15 protein-coding genes are annotated in these 15,598 nt (G+C 73.3%); 11 read left to right on the top strand and 4 right to left on the bottom strand.

Annotation, left to right across the window (positions count from 1 at the left end; genetic code table 11):
* Positions 1–222 precede the first annotated feature (222 nt).
* Positions 223–2,100 (top strand): acyl-CoA dehydrogenase, encoded by a 1,878-nt coding sequence (locus tag ABD158_RS03210; protein ID WP_344003584.1) that lies wholly within the window; start codon positions 223–225, stop codon positions 2,098–2,100.
* A 175-nt stretch (positions 2,101–2,275) separates the two neighbouring features.
* On the opposite strand, the gene ABD158_RS03205 is transcribed toward ABD158_RS03210, so the two are convergent.
* Positions 2,276–3,166 (bottom strand): ArgP/LysG family DNA-binding transcriptional regulator, encoded by an 891-nt coding sequence (locus ABD158_RS03205; RefSeq protein ID WP_344003580.1) that lies wholly within the window; start codon positions 3,164–3,166, stop codon positions 2,276–2,278.
* An 84-nt stretch (positions 3,167–3,250) separates the two neighbouring features.
* Here ABD158_RS03205 and ABD158_RS03200 point away from each other — a divergent pair, with 84 nt between their 5' ends.
* Positions 3,251–3,862, top strand: coding sequence for a LysE/ArgO family amino acid transporter (locus ABD158_RS03200; RefSeq protein WP_344003577.1), 612 nt, complete (start codon positions 3,251–3,253; stop codon positions 3,860–3,862).
* Between the two features lie 23 nt (positions 3,863–3,885).
* On the opposite strand, the gene ABD158_RS03195 is transcribed toward ABD158_RS03200, so the two are convergent.
* Positions 3,886–4,320, bottom strand: a complete 435-nt coding sequence (locus ABD158_RS03195) for a group I truncated hemoglobin (protein ID WP_344003574.1) — start codon at positions 4,318–4,320, stop codon at positions 3,886–3,888.
* A gap of 182 nt (positions 4,321–4,502) precedes the next feature.
* Between ABD158_RS03195 and ABD158_RS03190 the strand changes: the two genes are divergently transcribed.
* From ABD158_RS03190 to ABD158_RS03160, 7 genes are all read left to right on the top strand, one after another.
* Positions 4,503–7,409, top strand: a complete 2,907-nt coding sequence (locus ABD158_RS03190) for a Na+/H+ antiporter subunit A (protein WP_344003571.1) — start codon at positions 4,503–4,505, stop codon at positions 7,407–7,409.
* Entirely contained in the window at positions 7,406–7,855 is a 450-nt protein-coding gene (locus tag ABD158_RS03185) for a Na(+)/H(+) antiporter subunit C (RefSeq protein WP_344003568.1), read from the top strand. The genes ABD158_RS03190 and ABD158_RS03185 overlap by 4 nt, the downstream gene beginning before the upstream one ends.
* Positions 7,852–9,591 carry a Na+/H+ antiporter subunit D gene (locus ABD158_RS03180; RefSeq protein ID WP_344003566.1) on the top strand — a complete coding sequence of 580 codons (1,740 nt, stop codon included), beginning with the start codon at positions 7,852–7,854 and terminating at the stop codon, positions 9,589–9,591. Before ABD158_RS03185 ends, ABD158_RS03180 begins: the two co-directional genes overlap by 4 nt.
* On the top strand, positions 9,588–10,241 hold the full coding sequence (locus ABD158_RS03175; RefSeq protein ID WP_344003562.1) for a Na+/H+ antiporter subunit E: 654 nt from the start codon (positions 9,588–9,590) through the stop codon (positions 10,239–10,241). Before ABD158_RS03180 ends, ABD158_RS03175 begins: the two co-directional genes overlap by 4 nt.
* Positions 10,238–10,555, top strand: coding sequence for an MrpF/PhaF family protein (locus ABD158_RS03170; protein ID WP_344003559.1), 318 nt, complete (start codon positions 10,238–10,240; stop codon positions 10,553–10,555). The genes ABD158_RS03175 and ABD158_RS03170 overlap by 4 nt, the downstream gene beginning before the upstream one ends.
* A complete protein-coding gene (mnhG, locus tag ABD158_RS03165) occupies positions 10,552–10,929 on the top strand; it encodes a monovalent cation/H(+) antiporter subunit G (RefSeq protein ID WP_344003557.1) in 378 nt (125 codons plus the stop codon). The genes ABD158_RS03170 and mnhG overlap by 4 nt, the downstream gene beginning before the upstream one ends.
* A 72-nt stretch (positions 10,930–11,001) precedes the next feature.
* Entirely contained in the window at positions 11,002–11,217 is a 216-nt protein-coding gene (locus ABD158_RS03160) for a DUF6458 family protein (RefSeq protein WP_344003554.1), read from the top strand.
* A gap of 211 nt (positions 11,218–11,428) precedes the next feature.
* Here the strand turns inward: ABD158_RS03160 and ABD158_RS03155 are convergent, their stop codons facing one another.
* Together ABD158_RS03155 and ABD158_RS03150 are read right to left on the bottom strand one after the other, a co-directional pair.
* Positions 11,429–12,283 carry a crotonase/enoyl-CoA hydratase family protein gene (locus tag ABD158_RS03155; protein WP_344003552.1) on the bottom strand — a complete coding sequence of 285 codons (855 nt, stop codon included), beginning with the start codon at positions 12,281–12,283 and terminating at the stop codon, positions 11,429–11,431.
* Between the two features lie 33 nt (positions 12,284–12,316).
* Positions 12,317–13,600: an outer membrane protein assembly factor BamB family protein gene (locus ABD158_RS03150; RefSeq protein ID WP_344003549.1), complete on the bottom strand. Its 1,284-nt coding sequence runs from the start codon at positions 13,598–13,600 to the stop codon at positions 12,317–12,319.
* A gap of 105 nt (positions 13,601–13,705) precedes the next feature.
* On the opposite strand from ABD158_RS03150, the gene ABD158_RS03145 reads away from it, so the two are divergent.
* Both ABD158_RS03145 and ABD158_RS03140 read left to right on the top strand, forming a co-directional pair.
* Positions 13,706–14,725 (top strand): LLM class flavin-dependent oxidoreductase, encoded by a 1,020-nt coding sequence (locus tag ABD158_RS03145; protein ID WP_344003546.1) that lies wholly within the window; start codon positions 13,706–13,708, stop codon positions 14,723–14,725.
* Positions 14,726–15,066: 341 nt separating this feature from the next.
* On the top strand, positions 15,067–15,381 hold the full coding sequence (locus tag ABD158_RS03140; protein ID WP_344003544.1) for a GIY-YIG nuclease family protein: 315 nt from the start codon (positions 15,067–15,069) through the stop codon (positions 15,379–15,381).
* Positions 15,382–15,598: the final 217 nt, after the last annotated feature.

The following is a 15,598-nucleotide window of genomic DNA, read 5'->3' as shown; positions in this document are numbered from 1 at the left end:
TCAGGAACGGGCCCGACCACCGGCGCTCGGCGCCAAAGTCGATCGGCTAGGTCAAAGTACTGACTTAGTAGAGATTAGCCGGATACGCGGTGTCAACTCTGACCGTGCGCGTCGCGCCTCGCACCGGGGTCGGCGGTCCCTCTTGCCGCGAAGTTACTCATGGGTAGACTCGTCGGTAACAAAGGCACGGCACGTGCGCACCACGAGGGAACGGGTGGACCGTTGAGTCACTACAAGAGCAACCTGCGCGACATCGAGTTCAACCTCTTCGAGGTCTTCGGCCGCGACGAGGTCCTGGGCACCGGGCCCTTCGGCGAGGTCGACGGCGAGACCGCGCGCACGATCCTGGCCGAGGTCGACCGGCTCTCCCGCGAGGACCTCGCCGCGTCGTACGTCGACTCCGACCGCAACCCGCCGGTCTTCGACCCGGCCACGAGCACCGCGCCGGTGCCGGCGAGCTTCGCGAAGAGCTACCACGCCTGGATGGACGCCGAGTGGTGGCGCCTCCAGCTGCCCGAGGAGCTCGGCGGCCAGCCCGCCCCCTCGTCGCTCAACTGGGCGCTGGGCGAGCTGATCCTGGGCGCCAACGCCCCGATCTGGATGTACTCGGCCGGCCCGAGCTTCGCCGCGGTCGTGCACCGCAACGGCACGGCCCGCGACAAGCGCATCGCCGAGATCATGGTCGAGCGCGGCTGGGGCGCCACGATGGTGCTGACCGAGCCCGACGCCGGCTCCGACGTCGGCGCGGGCCGCTCGAAGGCCACCCCGAACGAGGACGGCACCTGGAACATCCAGGGCGTCAAGCGCTTCATCACCTCGGCCGAGTCCGACCTGCAGGAGAACATCGTCCACCTGGTCCTCGCCCGCCCTGCGGGCGTCGAGGGCGTCGGCGGCCCGGGCACCAAGGGCCTGTCGATGTTCATCGTGCCGAAGCACCACTTCGACCCGGAGACCGGCGAGCTCACCGGCGAGCGCAACGGCGCCTACGTCACCGGCGTCGAGCACAAGATGGGCCTGAAGGTCTCCAACACCTGCGAGGTCACCTTCGGCGACCCCGGTGTCGGCGGCGGCGAGCCCGCCCGCGGCTGGCTGGTCGGCGAGGTCCACCAGGGCATCGCGCAGATGTTCCAGGTCATCGAGAACGCCCGGATGATGGTGGGCACCAAGGCCATCGCCACCCTCTCGGCGGGCTACCTCAACGCGCTGGACTACGCCAAGAGCCGCGTCCAGGGCGCCGACCTGACCCGCGCCGCGGACAAGACCGCGCCGCGCGTCACGATCACCCACCACCCCGACGTACGCCGCTCGCTGATGACGCAGAAGTCGTACGCCGAGGCGATGCGCGCGCTGGTGCTCTACACCGCGACGTGGCAGGACAAGGTGCAGGTCGCGGCCCACACCGGCGTGCGCGACGAGCTCGCCGAGGCGGTCAACGACCTGCTGCTGCCCGTGGTGAAGGGCTACGGCTCGGAGCGCTCGTGGGTCCTGCTCGGCACGGAGTCGCTGCAGACGCTCGGCGGCTCCGGGTTCCTGCAGGAGTACCCGATCGAGCAGTACGTGCGCGATGCCAAGATCGACACCCTCTACGAGGGCACCACGGCGATCCAGGGCCAGGACTTCTTCTTCCGCAAGATCGTCAAGGACCAGGGCCGCGCGCTGGGTCACGTGGCGACCGAGATCGGCGCCTTCGTCGCCTCCGAGGCCGGCAACGGCCGCCTCAAGGTCGAGCGTGGCCTGCTGGCCACGGCGCTCGACGACGCCAACGCGCTCGTCGGCCACATGATCAACGACCTCATGTCGGCCGACCCCAACGCCGAGGGCGGCGACCTGCGCAACGTCTACAAGGTCGGCCTCAACACCAGCCGTCTGCTGATGGTCCTCGGCGACGTCGTCTGCGCCTGGCTGCTCCTCCGCCAGGCCGACGTGGCCCTGGCGGCGCTGGGCGGCGACGTCTCGGCCAAGGACCGGGCGTTCTACGAGGGCAAGGTGGCGGCCGCGAAGTTCTTCGCGACCACCGTCCTGCCCAAGGTCTCCGCCGAGCGCGCCGTCGCCGAGTCGGTGGACCTCGACCTGATGGACCTCGACGAGGCCAGCTTCTGACGCAGGAGCGCCACGACGCACGACGGCCCCGGGCGCTCCGCCCGGGGCCGTCGTCGTCCCCGGAGCCGTCGTCCGGCGGGACGACGACCCACTGAGGATCCGTGCGCCGATGACGCCGCAGGATCCTGCTGCGGTGCCGGCACCACCGCGTGACACGGCGGGCAGCGGGCGACCGTCAGCCGGTGGACGCCGCCCGGAGGACCGCGGTGGTGAGGTCGTCGAGGAGCGGGGAGTCGACGCGCCAGCGCTGCCAGTGCAGCGGCACCAGGACGGGGTCGGGGCCGAGGCGGACGAGGCGGCCGGCCTCGAGGTCGTCGCCGAGCTGGCCGTCGAGGAGCATGCCCCAGCCGAGTCCGCAGCGGACGGCCTCGGCGAGGTCGGCGGTGGTGGGGACCCGGTGCACGACCTCGGGCACGGGGTGGCCGCGGGCGGCGAGCCAGTCGTGCTGGAGGGCGTCCGCGGCGTCGAAGTGCACGAGCGGCAGCCGCGACCAGTCCACGCGGCCCGCCGGTCCCGCCGGTCCCCGGGAGCCCGGGGACCCGCCGACGCGCTCGAGCAGCGGGCGCGCGACGACCGGGTGGTAGCGGATCGTCCCGAGGGGCCGCACCGCGCAGCCCTGCACCGGCGCCGGGTCGGAGGTCACCGCCGCCAGCACCCGGCCCTCGCGCAGCAGTCGTGTGGTCACGTCCTGGTCGCGCACGTGCAGCTCGAGCGCCACGTCCTCCCAGCGCGCCACCTCGGCCACCACCGCCCGGAACCACGTCGCCAGCGAGTCCGCATTGACCGCCACCGCGGCCCGGCGCACCCCTGTCCGCCCGCCGAGGCGCTGGGCCGTCTCGGCCGCGAGGAGTGCCGTCTGACGCCCCAGGGCCACGAGCACCTCGCCGCTGGCGGTCGCCCGGCACGGTGCCGCTCGGGTGACCAGCACTTGCCCGACCTGCGACTCCAGGGCGCGGACCCGCTGGCTCACCGCGGAGGGGGTGACGTGCAGGGCGCGGGCGGCGGCCTCGAAGGTGCCACCGTCGACGACGGCGACGAGCGCGGCGAGCTGCGCGGGGGCGTACACCCGGCCAGGCTAGTGAAGCATCGCTACGGCATCCACAGATTGTTTCGCTTCCCTGCACAGGCGCACGCTCCTAGCGTCGCCGCCGTGCTCCTCTCCCTCGCCACCGGCTACCTCGCGCTGCTCGCCCTCATCGTCGCCGTCGGGGCCCAGAACGCCTTCGTCCTGCGGCAGGGCGTGCTCGGTCGCCACGTCGGCGTGGTCGTCGTCGTCTGCGCCCTCTCCGACGCCCTGCTCATGATGCTCGGCGTCGCGGGCCTCGGCGCGGTGCTCACCTCGGCGCCGCTCGCCCTGCTCGCCGTGCAGTGGCTCGGCGTCGCGTTCCTGGCGACGTACGGCGTCCTGGCGCTGCGCCGCGCGGCCCGGGGCGACGCGCTCGACGCCGCCGAGCAGAGCGCCGTGTCACTGCGGGGCGTCGTGCTGACCACCCTCGCGCTGACCTGGCTCAACCCGCACGTCTACCTCGACACCGTGCTCCTGCTCGGCTCCCTCGCGCAGGCGCACGGACCGGAGGGCCGCTGGTGGTTCGGCGCCGGGGCGGCCCTCGGCAGCCTGACCTGGTTCACGGTGATCGGGTACGGCGCGGGCCGGCTGCGGTCGTTCCTGGCCCGGCCCGTCACCTGGCGCTGGGTCGAGACCGGCGTCGGCGTGGTGATGCTGGCGCTGGCCGCCGGCCTCGCCCTGCACGCCCCGGCCTGAGCCGCCTCCCCCGGTGGCCGGCGTCAGGCCTGGACGACCTGGGAGCGGTAGCTCTCGATGATCGCCATGAACTCGGAGCGCTCCGCGTCGGGCACCCCGAGGAAGTTCAGCGTCGCGTCGATCTCGGTCCACACGGCGTCGAACCCGGCCGTGTCGATGTGCAGGTGCTCGTGGCCGGTGACCATGTCCTTGCCCGGGTAGCACTTCGGCCCGCCCGCCGCCTCGATCGACCACCCGGTGACGAGGAACTTGTAGCCGGCCGCGTTGGCCGGGTCCCCGTGGTGTGCGTGGACCGCGGGGTTGGCGTTGACGGCGATGTTGTCGAAGAGCCGGTCGACGAGGATGTCGACGGCGCCGGCGATCCCGTAGGTGCCGCCGAGCCGCTCGTAGAGCGACGCGGCGTCCGACGCCTCGTGGGCCGCCTCGGCGAGGTTCGGCTCGGGCCGGGTGGTGGTCATCGGCTGCTCCTGTCACGGAAGTCGCGGGGTGGTGTGACCCAGGTCACGGAGGTGACGTCATCACGCGACGGATGCTCCGTCAAGGCTCCGCCCGCGTCCTGGACGTGACCGGCCGACCCGGTCAGGCGCGAGCCGATAGAGTTCGTCGTGCCGACCTCCCCTGCCCTCCGAGAGGCCGTCCGTTGCTCGCGATCGTCGTCGCCCACTTCGTAGCAGCGGCGTTCGCTCCGCTGCTCGTACGTCGTACGGGCCGCTGGACCTTCGCCGCTCTCGCCGTCGTGCCCGCCGTCGCCCTGGTGTGGGCCCTGCTCGGCTCGGGCACCGTCCTCGACGGCGGCGCGGTCACCCAGGAGGTCACCTGGATCCCGGCCCTCGGGATCGAGCTGGCCCTGTCGATGGGCCTCCTGCAGTGGGTGATGACGCTCGTCGTCGCCGGCATCGGCGTGCTGGTGCTGCTCTACTGCAGCTGGTACTTCCACACCGGCGAGGACGGTCTCGTCGCCTTCGCGACGGCGTTCATCGCCTTCGTCGGCGCGATGCTCGGCCTGGTGGTCGCGAACGACCTGCTGGTCCTGTTCGTGTTCTGGGAGCTCACGACGATCTTCTCCTACCTGCTGATCGGCTTCGACCCCCTGAAGCGGGCCAATCGCCTCGCGGCGATGGAGGCGCTGATCGTCACGACGCTCGGCGGGCTGGTGATGCTCGTCGGCATGCTGGTGCTCGGCGCCGAGGCGGGCACGCTGCGGATCAGCGAGATCCTCGCCGACCCGCCCGCGGCCTCGACCTCGCTGACGGTGGCCGTGCTGCTGATCCTGGTCGGCGCGCTGAGCAAGTCGGCGCTGTTCCCGTTCCAGTTCTGGCTGCCCGGCGCGATGGCCGCCCCCACTCCGGTCAGCGCCTACCTGCACGCCGCCTCGATGGTGAAGGCCGGCGTCTACCTCGTGGCGCTGCTCGCGCCGGCGTTCTCCGACGTCCCCGGCTGGCACCTCGTCGTCCTGGGCCTCGGCACCCTGACCATGCTGGTCGGCGGCTGGCGGGCGCTGCGCCAGATCGACGTCAAGCTCCTGCTGGCCTACGGCACCGTGAGCCAGCTGGGCTTCCTGATGGTGCTGTTCGGGATCGGTACCCGCACCGCCGCGCTCGCGGGCCTCGGCCTGCTGCTGTCCCACGCGCTGTTCAAGGCGACCCTGTTCCTCGTCGTCGGCATCGTCGACCACCAGACCGGCACCCGCGACCTGCGCGAGCTGTCCGGCGTCGGTCGCGCGATGCCGGTCGTGGCCGCCGCCGCCGTCCTCGCCGGGGCCTCGATGGCCGGGGTCCCGCCGCTGGTCGGCTTCGTGTCGAAGGAGACCGTGTGGGCCGCGGTCCTCGAGCTCACCGAGGGCGAGGTCGCCGGCATCCCGCCGTGGGCCGGCTGGCTGGTCACCCTGGGCCTGCTCGCGGGCTCGGCGTTCACCGCGGCGTACACGCTCCGCTTCCTGTGGGGCGCCTTCTGGCCCAAGCCCGGCGTCCCGCCCACCCCGGTCACCCCGGTGCCCGCGCCGTTCGCGGCGTCCCCCGTCGTGCTGGCCGTCCTCAGCCTCGGCTTCGGCTTCGCCGGCGCGGCCCTGACCAGCGCCTTCGACCTGTACGCCGGGGCGCTGCCGGGCCCCGCGGAGGAGTACCTCGCGCTGTGGCACGGCCTGGAGCTGCCGCTGGCGTTCTCGGCGTTCACGCTGCTCGCCGGCGTCGGGCTCTTCGCGGCCCGCGAGGCGGTCTGCCGCTTCGCGGCGCTGTTCGCGACCCGCTACTCCGCGGAGGCGGCGTACCGCGTCGCGATGCGCTTCGTCGACCGGGCCGCTGTCGAGACGACCGGCCAGTTCCAACGCGGCTCGGTGCCCGTCTACCTCGGGGTGATCCTGGTGGTCGTGCTGGCCGCGCCCGGCGCCGCGCTGGTCGTCAGCCTGGACCGCGACCTCGACGTCATCTGGTGGGACCGACCCGCGCAGGTGATCCTCGGCGCGATCTCGATCCTCTCCGCGCTCGCCGCCGCCCGCTCCCGACGCCGCCTGCGCGCCGTCGCGCTGGCCGGCGTGACCGGCTACGCGACGGGCGTGCTGTTCCTCGTGCACGGCGCCCCCGACATCGCCCTGACCCAGATCCTGGTCGAGACGGTGAGCCTGGTCGTCTTCGTGCTCGTGCTGCGCCGGCTCCCCCCGTTCTTCTCCGACCGCCCGCTCTCGCGCACCCGCTACTGGCGCGCGGCGCTCGGGGCGGGCGTGGGCACCGCCGTCGCGGGCTTCCTGGTCGTCGCGGCCAACGCCCGCTCCTCGACGCCGATCTCCGAGGCGTTCGCCGACGCGGCGTACGACTTCGGCTACGGCCGCAACGTCGTCAACATCACCCTCGTCGACATCCGCGCCTGGGACACGATGGGCGAGATCGCCGTGCTGGTGGCCGCCGCGACCGGCGTCGCCAGCCTGATCTTCCTCGACAGCCGCACCGCCGGGATCCGCCGCGTGCGCGACATCCCCTACCCCGAGGGCGTCGAGAAGCTGCCCTCCCAGCAGGGCCGGCGGGTCTGGCTCCCCGGTCCGCGGACCCTGAGCCCGGACCGCCGCTCGATCGTCTTCGAGGTCGTGACCCGCCTGATCTTCCACACGATCATGGTGTTCTCGATCTACCTGCTGATCGCGGGCCACAACCTGCCCGGCGGTGGCTTCGCCGCGGGCATGGTCACCGGGCTCGCGCTGATGGTGCGCTACCTGGCCGGTGGTCGCTACGAGCTCGACGAGGCCGCCCCGGTCGACGCCGGCGTGCTGATCGGCACCGGGCTGTTCATCGCGGCGCTGGCGAGCCTCGGACCCTTCGTCATCGGTGGCGAGGCGCAGCGGACCTACGACTTCTACCTCTACCCGCCGCTGATCGGCGAGATCCACGTGGTCACGTCGATCTTCTTCGACGTCGGGGTCTACCTCGTGGTCGTCGGCCTGATCCTCGACCTGCTGCGGACCTTCGGCTCGCGCCTGGACCGCCACATCCTCCGCGAGGAGCGCGGCGGCGACGTCGACGCCGAGCGCGGCGACCGGGAGCGGGTGGCCTTCCGATGAGCGTCAGCCTCACCCTCGTCGTCACCGCGGCCGTGCTGGTCGGCACCGGGGTCTACCTCATGCTCGAGCGCAGCCTGACCCGTGTGCTGGTGGGTCTCGTGCTGCTCTCGAACGGCGTCAACGTCGCGTTCCTCATCGCCTCCGGGCGGGCCGGCGAGGCCCCTCTGGTGGTCGACGGCCGCGACCCCGCCGACATGGCCGACCCGCTGCCGCAGGCGCTCGTCCTGACCGCCATCGTCATCACCCTCGGCACCACCGCCTTCCTGCTCGCGATGGCCCACCGCAGCTGGCAGCTCAACGGCAACGACGACGTCCAGGACGACATCGAGGACGCCACCATCCGGCGCCTCGCGCTCGCCGACGACGTCTCGGAGGGCTACGAGATCGAGGGCCACGGCGACGACGACGCCGACGCCGCCGACCACCCCGAGGAGGACCGCGGATGACCTCCCTCGGCCTGACCGCGCTCGTGCCCCTGCCCGTCCTGCTCTCGCTGCTCGGCGCGGGCGCCGCGCTCGCGCTGTCGGGCAAGCCCGCGCTGCAGCGGACCGTCAGCGTCGTCGTGCTGTCCTCGGTGGTCGTCATCGCCGGCGTGCTGCTGGTGGCGGCCGACCGCGAGGGCCCGCAGGTGATCACGCTCGGCGGCTGGCCCGCCGGCCTGGGCATCTCCCTCGTCGCGGACCGGCTGGCGGCGCTGATGCTGCTGGTCTCGGCCATCGTGACCCTCGCGGTGCTCCTGTACTCGCTGGGGCAGGGCATCACGGAGGAGGACCGGGAGGCCCCGGTCTCGATCTACCACCCGACGTTCCTGGTGCTGGTGGCCGGCGTCTCCAACGCGTTCCTGTCCGGCGACCTGTTCAACCTCTTCGTCAGCTTCGAGATGCTGCTGTTCGCCAGCTACGTGCTGCTGACCCTCGGCGGCACCGCGGCCCGGGTGCGGGCCGGCACGATCTACGTGGTCGTCAACCTCGTGTCCTCGATGCTGTTCCTGATCTCGATCGCCGCGGTGTACGCCGCGGTGGGCACCCTGAACCTGGCGCAGATCGCGCTGCGGATGGACCAGCTGCCCGACGACGTCTCACTGGTGCTGCAGCTGCTGCTGCTCGTGACCTTCTCGATCAAGGCCGCGGTCTTCCCGCTGTCGCTGTGGCTGCCCGACAGCTACCCGACCGCCCCCGCCCCGGTGACCGCCGTCTTCGCGGGCCTGCTCACCAAGGTCGGCGTCTACGCGATCCTGCGGATCCAGACGCTGGTGTTCCCCGACAGCCCGCTGACGGACCTCCTGCTGTGGGCCGCGCTGGCCACGATGCTGATCGGCATCCTCGGCGCCATCGCGCAGTCCGACATCAAGCGCATGCTGTCCTTCACGCTGGTGAGCCACATCGGCTACATGATCTTCGGGATCGGGCTCGCCTCGGCCGCCGGTCTGTCGGGCGCGATCTTCTACGTCGCGCACCACATCACGATCCAGACCTCGCTGTTCCTCGTCGTCGGTCTGATAGAGGCGCGGGCCGGGAGCACCGCGCTGCTGCGGATGGGCGGCCTCGCGCGCCTCGCTCCCGTCATCGGGGTGCTGTTCTTCATCCCCGCGATGAACCTCGCCGGCATCCCGCCGATGTCGGGGTTCATCGGCAAGGTGGGGCTGATGCAGGCCGGCCTGGCGGACGGGTCCTGGCTGGCGCTCGTGCTGGTCGCGGGCAGCGTGCTGTGCAGCCTGCTGACCCTGTACGCCGTGGCGAAGACCTGGGGCCTCGCCTTCTGGCGCAGCCCGGAGCAGGCCCACGCGATGGCCGCGGCGCTGCCCGACCCCGACGACACCACCGCCGTCCTGCCCGCGCCGGGCGGCGAGGCCCCCGGCGGGGAGCGGCCCACGATGGTCCACCACCGCGGCCACGTCCACGTCGGCCCCGCGACCTTCGGCGACCGCGACCTGGAGTCCGCCCGCGCGCTGCGCGACGACGACGACGCCGCCCGCGACCTCTTCCAGCTGCTCGAGGCCGACGCCCTGCCGAAGCGGCTGCCGGCGCTGATGGTCGCCCCGGCCGCCGCGCTGGTGGGCGTGAGCCTGCTGATCACCCTGGTGGGCGGGCCCCTCTACGGCTACACCGACCGCGCCGCGGTCGACCTGCTCGAGCGCACGCCGTACCTCTCGGCGGTGCTGGGCGACGAGGGGAACCGATGAGCACCCGGGACGACGCCGCGGGCGCGGCCGCCGACGTGCCGGTCGACGCCGGCGCCGCCGCCGCGGGCACCTCCGGTTCCGGCACCGCCTCGCGGCTCGGGCCGCTGCGGCTGCTGCAGTGGCCGATGATCCTGTGGCTCACGGTGGTCTGGACGGCCCTGTGGGGCAACCTGTCCGTGCTGGTGGTGCTGTCCGGCGTGCTGGTCGGCGTCGGGGTCTGCCTGGTCTTCCCCCTCCCACCGCTGCGCCTCGGGCTCGCGCTCCGGCCGTGGCCCGCGCTGGTCCTCGCGGCGCGCTTCCTCGCCGACATCGTGGTCGCGAGCCTGGAGGTCGCCTGGGTGACCCTGCGGCGCCGCCGTCCCACGAGCGCGGTCATCGAGGTCGACCTCGCCTCGGACTCCGACTTCGTCATGACCGTGGTGGCCGAGATCGTCTCGCTGATCCCCGGCAGCGTCATCGTCGAGGCGCGACGCTCGACCCACACCCTGTTCCTCCACGTGCTCGACGTCGACGACGACGCCGACGCCGAGAGCGCGCGTCGACGGGTCCTGGCCCAGGAACGGCGTGTCCTGCGGGCGTTCAGCCCCGACCCGGTCCCCGCCCCGCGCGAGAGCCGCGGGTCCACGACGCACGAGGAAGGTGACGCATGAGCTGGCTCCTCGCCGCGGCGGCGGTGCTGTTCGGGATCTCGGCGCTGCTGGTCGTCATCCGGGTCACGATCGGCCCGACCATGCTGGACCGGGCGATCTCCTTCGACGTGCTCGTGTCGATCGCGATCGGCGGCATCGCCGTCGACGCGGCGGTCGACCGCAACACCGAGTCGGTGCCGATCCTGCTCGTCGCCACCCTGCTCGGCTTCGTCGGGTCGGTGAGCATCGCGCGCTTCACCCCCGGCAGCGACGACGTGGACGACGAGCACTCCGCGGAGCCCCGCCGCGGCACCAGGACGGGAGGACGGCTGTGAGCTGGACCGACCCCGCCGCCTGGGCCGACCTCGCCGCCGGCGTCCTGATGGTCCTCGGCGCCCTCCTGAGCCTGGTCGCCGCGATCGGCGTCCTGCGCTTCCCCGACGTGCTGACCCGGATGCACTCGGCCACCAAGCCGCAGGTCTTGGGGCTGCTGCTCGTGGTGCTCGGGCTCGCGCTGCGGCTGCGGGACCCGTCCTCGATCGCGGTGCTCGGGCTGGTGGTGCTCTTCCAGATGACTACCGCGCCCGTCGCGAGCCACATGATCGGACGTGCGGCGTTCCGCGCCGGCCAGGTCCGCGACGACCTGCTGGTCACCGACGAGCTCAGCGACCGGCTGCCCAGGCTCGACGAGCCGCGCGGCGCCCCGTAGCCCCCTTCGTCGTACGCCCTCACTCCCCTGCCGCTACGGTCGGCACCAATTCACCACCTCGAAGGAGTCACCATGGGTATCGGACTGGGCATCGTCCTGCTCGTCCTCGGACTGATCCTCGTCACCGGCGCGGTGGACCTGGGCGTGCTCGACGGCTTCATCCTCGAGCCCGAGGCGCTCGGCTGGATCTTCATCCTGGTCGCCATCATCGCCATCGGCCTCAGCCTCGCGATGAACCGCCAGCGCTCCAAGACCACCCACGTCGAGGAGCGCCGCTACGACCGCTGAGGTCGTCGTGCCCCTCCGCGCCGGGATCGCGTCGTCGGGATGGTCCCCGACGTGGCGACCACGGCGGGGTAGTCCCTGACGTTCCGACCACGGCGGGGTAGTCCCTGACGTAGCGACCGTGATCCCGGCGGATCCGTGGTCAGAACGTCAGGGACTATCCCGGCTCGGCGCCCGGCGCCCGACCCCGGCCCCGGTCCGGGCCAGGCCCTGCTCAGCGCGTGCCGCGGGGCCGGTACGCCGGCTCGAGCCGCGCGGTGGCGGCCTTGCGGGCCACCTTCGTGTTGGCGCGGGTGAACAACCAGGCCTGCTCGAGCCGCTCGCGGGCGAAGGTGCGCCGCGGGCTCGACGTCCAGGTGGTCTCGAAGAGCCGCTTGGCGGCGGCGAGCTGGTCGGGCGAGCGGGTGCGCAGGGTCGCGACGAGCGCGTCGGCCGCGGCGAGGGGGTCCTCGACCGCCTCCGTGGCCAGGCCGAGGCGGGCGGCCTCGGTGCCGCTGATCGTCTCCGCCGTCATCGCGAGGCGCTTGGCGACGTCCATGCCGACCTGGTCGGCGAGCGCCCGGACACCGCTCATGTCGGGGATCAGCCCCCACTTGGCCTCGAGCACCGACCACTGCGCGTCGGGGGTCGTGAAGCGGAAGTCGGCGCCCAGCGCGATCTGCACACCGCCACCCAGGCAGTGACCGTGGACGGCCGCGACCACCGGCACCGGCAGGCGGCGCCACGCCCAGCACGCCTCCTGGAAGACGTTGGTGCCCGTCCACGGTCGCGGGACGAACGCCGCCGCGATCCGACGGGGCTCACGCCCCACGGTCGCGAAGTCGAGGCCCGCGCAGAACGAGCGCCCCTCCCCGCTGACGACCACCGCACGGAGGTCGCGGTCCGCCCGCAGGGCCCGCGCTGTACGGATCAGCGAGTCGAGGGTGTCCAGGGTCAGCGAGTTGAGCTTGTCGGGCCGCGACAGCACCACCCGCGCGACCCCGTCCTCGACCGTGCACCGCACCCGGCCGTCGGCCCGTGCCGGGGTGCCGTCGACCGCCTGCTGGACCGGCTTCTCCACTGCGCTCACCCGGGGATCGTACGGCGGGCCCCGCCGCCGTCGTCAGGCGTACAGCACGACCTGTGGCTCGCCGTCGACCTCCACCTCGACGAGCAGGCCGCCGTCCACGGTCCGCAGGCCGAGGACGTCGCCGACGACGACCAGCCGTCCGACCTGCCGGGCCGTGTCCCGGTCCAGGACGACCACCTCGTCCGTCCCGTCGTCCTCGTCGTCCTCGTCGTCCGCGTCGTCCGCGTCGTCCGCGTCGTCCTCGTCCGCCGGCCCCTCGCCGTCGTCGACGAGGGCGTACACCGCGCCGTCGCAGGTCGCCGCGTCGGCGAGCTCCAGGTCGTCGAGGAGGTCGTCGGCGTCGCCGAGGCGTTCCCGGAGCCGGCTCTCCAGGTCGTCGGGGTCGGACCCGACGGTCTCGGACCCGATCGGTCCGGTCCTGTCGTACACCGTCACGACCGCGCCGTCGTCGGTCGCCTCGTCCAGCGTCAGCGTGCCGTCGGGCCCGCGCCGACCGAGGCTCAGCGTGCCGCCGAGGCCCTGCTCGGTCCGCCACAGCTCGTCACCGTCGTCGAGGTCCAGGCCGACGACCGTGGGCAGGGCACCGGTCTCACCGAGGGCGAGCATGCCGTCGGTGAACAGCGCCGCGACGCCGGAGGAGACGTCGACCTCGGCGGGTCGCCGCACCCAGCGCTCGCTGCCGTCGAGGCCCACCAGCCGCACACCGTCGCCGTCCGCCGTCACCAGGACCAGGTCGTCGTCGGCACCGACGAAGCCGCCGTCGAGCTCGCGCTGCGTCTCGCCGGTGTCGGCGTCGACGACGGCCGCGGCCCCCTCGGCCGTCTCGACCACGAGCCGGCCGTCGTGCTCGTGACGCACGACGGCGCCGGGCGAGCGCCAGGACTCCCGGCCGTCGGCGTCCAGACGCACCAGGTCGCCGGCGTCGGCGGCGAACAGACCGTCCTCGTCCCCCGGGAGGCCCGGGACCAGGTCGAGGCCCGGTCGGCTCCACACGACCTCACCGCCGCGCACGCCCACCAGGTCGCCGTCGGTGCTCTCACCCTGCACGTCGGACCCGTCCACACCCGTCGCGACGGTGCGGAGGACGACCGTGGACCCCACCCGGGTCGCGGCGACCAGGCCGTCGTCGCCGTAGGCGCCCGACTCGCCGAGGGGCACCGCCCACCGCGCCTCCGCGCTCGGCCCCAGGCAGTCCTCGCCACCGTCGTCCCCGGCCCCGGCGCCACCGACCGCGATCAGGACGCCGCCACCGATCATGACGGCTGCTGCGGCTCCGAGGGCTGCCCGCACGGCGCGCGGGCGGTCGGGGGCGGTCATCCTCCGAGGTTTCCCGGCCCCGCGCCGGACCAAACCGACCCGTTCTCCGTGGGTGCCCGCACCTCCCTCGCGGAATGGTGACGTGTCAACTAGGGTTGGGTCACCATGAAGAAGAACATCGGGTTCCTGAACTTCGGCCACTGGACGCCCTCGCCGCACTCCCAGGTGCGCACGGCGTCCGACACGCTGCTGCAGACGATCGAGCTGGCCGTCGCGGCCGAGGAGCTCGGGGTCGACGGCGCGTACGTGCGGGTGCACCACTTCGCCCGCCAGCTCGCCTCGCCGTACCCGCTGCTGGCCGCCATGGGCGCCCGCACCTCGCGCATCGAGCTCGGGACCGGCGTCATCGACATGCGCTACGAGAACCCCCTGCGGATGGCCGAGGACGCGGGCGCCGCCGACCTGATCTCCGGCGGGCGCCTCCAGCTCGGCGTGAGCCGCGGATCACCGGAGCAGGTGATCGACGGCTACCGCCACTTCGGCTTCGAGCCCGCCGACGGCGACCACGCCGCCATGGCGCGCGAGCACACCCGCCGGTTCCTCGAGGTCATCGAGGGCGACGCGTTCGCCGAGCCCCACCCGCGCCCGATGTTCCCCAACCCGCCCGGCCTGCTGCGCGTCGAGCCCCAGTCCCCCGGCCTGCGCCGTCGGATCTGGTGGGGTGCCGGCACCCGCGCGACCGCCGAGTGGACCGCGCAGCAGGGCATGAACCTGATGAGCTCCACGCTGCTCACCGAGGACACCGGCGTGCCGTTCCACCAGCTCCAGGCCGAGCAGATCGCCCGCTTCCGCGACACCTGGGCCGCGGCGGGCCACGACTGGGAGCCGCGGGTCTCGGTGAGCCGCAGCATCTTCCCGATCACGAACGACACCGACCGCGCCTACTTCGGGACCGCCACCGGCGGGTCCGACCAGGTGGGCCGGATCGACGGCGGCATCGCCCGCTTCGGCAAGACGTACGCCGGGGAGCCCGACGCCCTGGTCCGCGAGCTCGCCGAGGACGAGGCGGTCGCCGCCGCCGACACGCTGCTGCTGACCGTGCCCAACCAGCTCGGCGTCGACTACAACGCCCACCTGCTGGAGTCCCTGGTCCGCGACGTGGCCCCGGGCCTCGGCTGGCGCTGACGCTCGGCGGGTCTCGTGGCTCGGGCCTGGCGGCCCTCGCACCTCGACCTCCGGGCGACCCCGGAGGTCGAGGTGCGCCCGGGCGAGGCACGAGCCGCGGCAACCGTCCCGGAGGTCGAGGTGCGCCGGGGCGAGGCACGAGCCGCGGCAACCGTCCCGGAGGTCGAGGTGCGCCGGGGCGAGGCACGAGCCGCGGCGCCACGAGACCCGGTGACCGACCCGGAGGTCGAGGTGCGCCGGGGCGAGGCACGAGCCGCGGCGCCACGAGACCCGGTGACCGACCCCGCAGGCCTGTGGAGAGTGCGTTGCCGGGTCGTGCCCGCGACCGCAGGATCGGGCGCATGCCCTACGCCTACATGCTCCGCTGCCGCGACGGCTCGTACTACGTCGGCAGCACCTGGGACCTCGACCGCCGTGTCGCCGACCACAACCTCGGCCAGGGCCTCGGGGCGGCCTACACGAGCTCGCGCCGGCCCGTCGTCCTCGTGTGGTCCCAGCACTTCGACCGCATCGAGGACGCCTTCGCCTTCGAGAAGCGGGTCCAGGGCTGGGGACGCGCCAAGCGGGAGGCCCTGATCCGCGGGGACTGGGACGCCATCTCCGCGCTGGCGCGACGACGGTCGGTCCGCGAGCGAGAGGCCGTCGACCCGGGGTGAGCGGCGCGCGTCATCGGGTCTCGTGGCTCGGGCCTAGCGGCCCTCGCACCTCGACCTCCGGGCGACCCCGGAGGTCGAGGTGCGCCGGGCGAGGCACGAGCCGCGGCGCCACGAGACCCGGCGACCGCCCCGGAGGTCGAGGTGCGCCGGGGCGAGGCACGAGCCGCGGCGCCACGAGACCCGGCGACCGGGCCTCGGACGCGACGACGGGCCGGCC

The organism is Nocardioides lentus, assembly GCF_039529515.1.
Lineage (GTDB): Bacteria > Actinomycetota > Actinomycetes > Propionibacteriales > Nocardioidaceae > Nocardioides > Nocardioides lentus.
Note: the sequence above shows the minus strand (reverse complement) of the source record. Positions and strands in the feature narration are given on the sequence as shown.

Coding starts and splice junctions, on each gene's coding strand:
- ABD158_RS03195 (WP_344003574.1), bottom strand. CDS start 4,320: ATGACCACCACCCGGCCCGAGCCGAACCTCGCCGAGGCGGCCCACGAG.
- ABD158_RS03185 (WP_344003568.1), top strand. CDS start 7,406: ATGAGCGTCAGCCTCACCCTCGTCGTCACCGCGGCCGTGCTGGTCGGC.
- ABD158_RS03180 (WP_344003566.1), top strand. CDS start 7,852: ATGACCTCCCTCGGCCTGACCGCGCTCGTGCCCCTGCCCGTCCTGCTC.
- ABD158_RS03175 (WP_344003562.1), top strand. CDS start 9,588: ATGAGCACCCGGGACGACGCCGCGGGCGCGGCCGCCGACGTGCCGGTC.
- ABD158_RS03170 (WP_344003559.1), top strand. CDS start 10,238: ATGAGCTGGCTCCTCGCCGCGGCGGCGGTGCTGTTCGGGATCTCGGCG.
- ABD158_RS03160 (WP_344003554.1), top strand. CDS start 11,002: ATGGGTATCGGACTGGGCATCGTCCTGCTCGTCCTCGGACTGATCCTC.
- ABD158_RS03150 (WP_344003549.1), bottom strand. CDS start 13,600: ATGACCGCCCCCGACCGCCCGCGCGCCGTGCGGGCAGCCCTCGGAGCC.
- ABD158_RS03145 (WP_344003546.1), top strand. CDS start 13,706: ATGAAGAAGAACATCGGGTTCCTGAACTTCGGCCACTGGACGCCCTCG.
- ABD158_RS03140 (WP_344003544.1), top strand. CDS start 15,067: ATGCCCTACGCCTACATGCTCCGCTGCCGCGACGGCTCGTACTACGTC.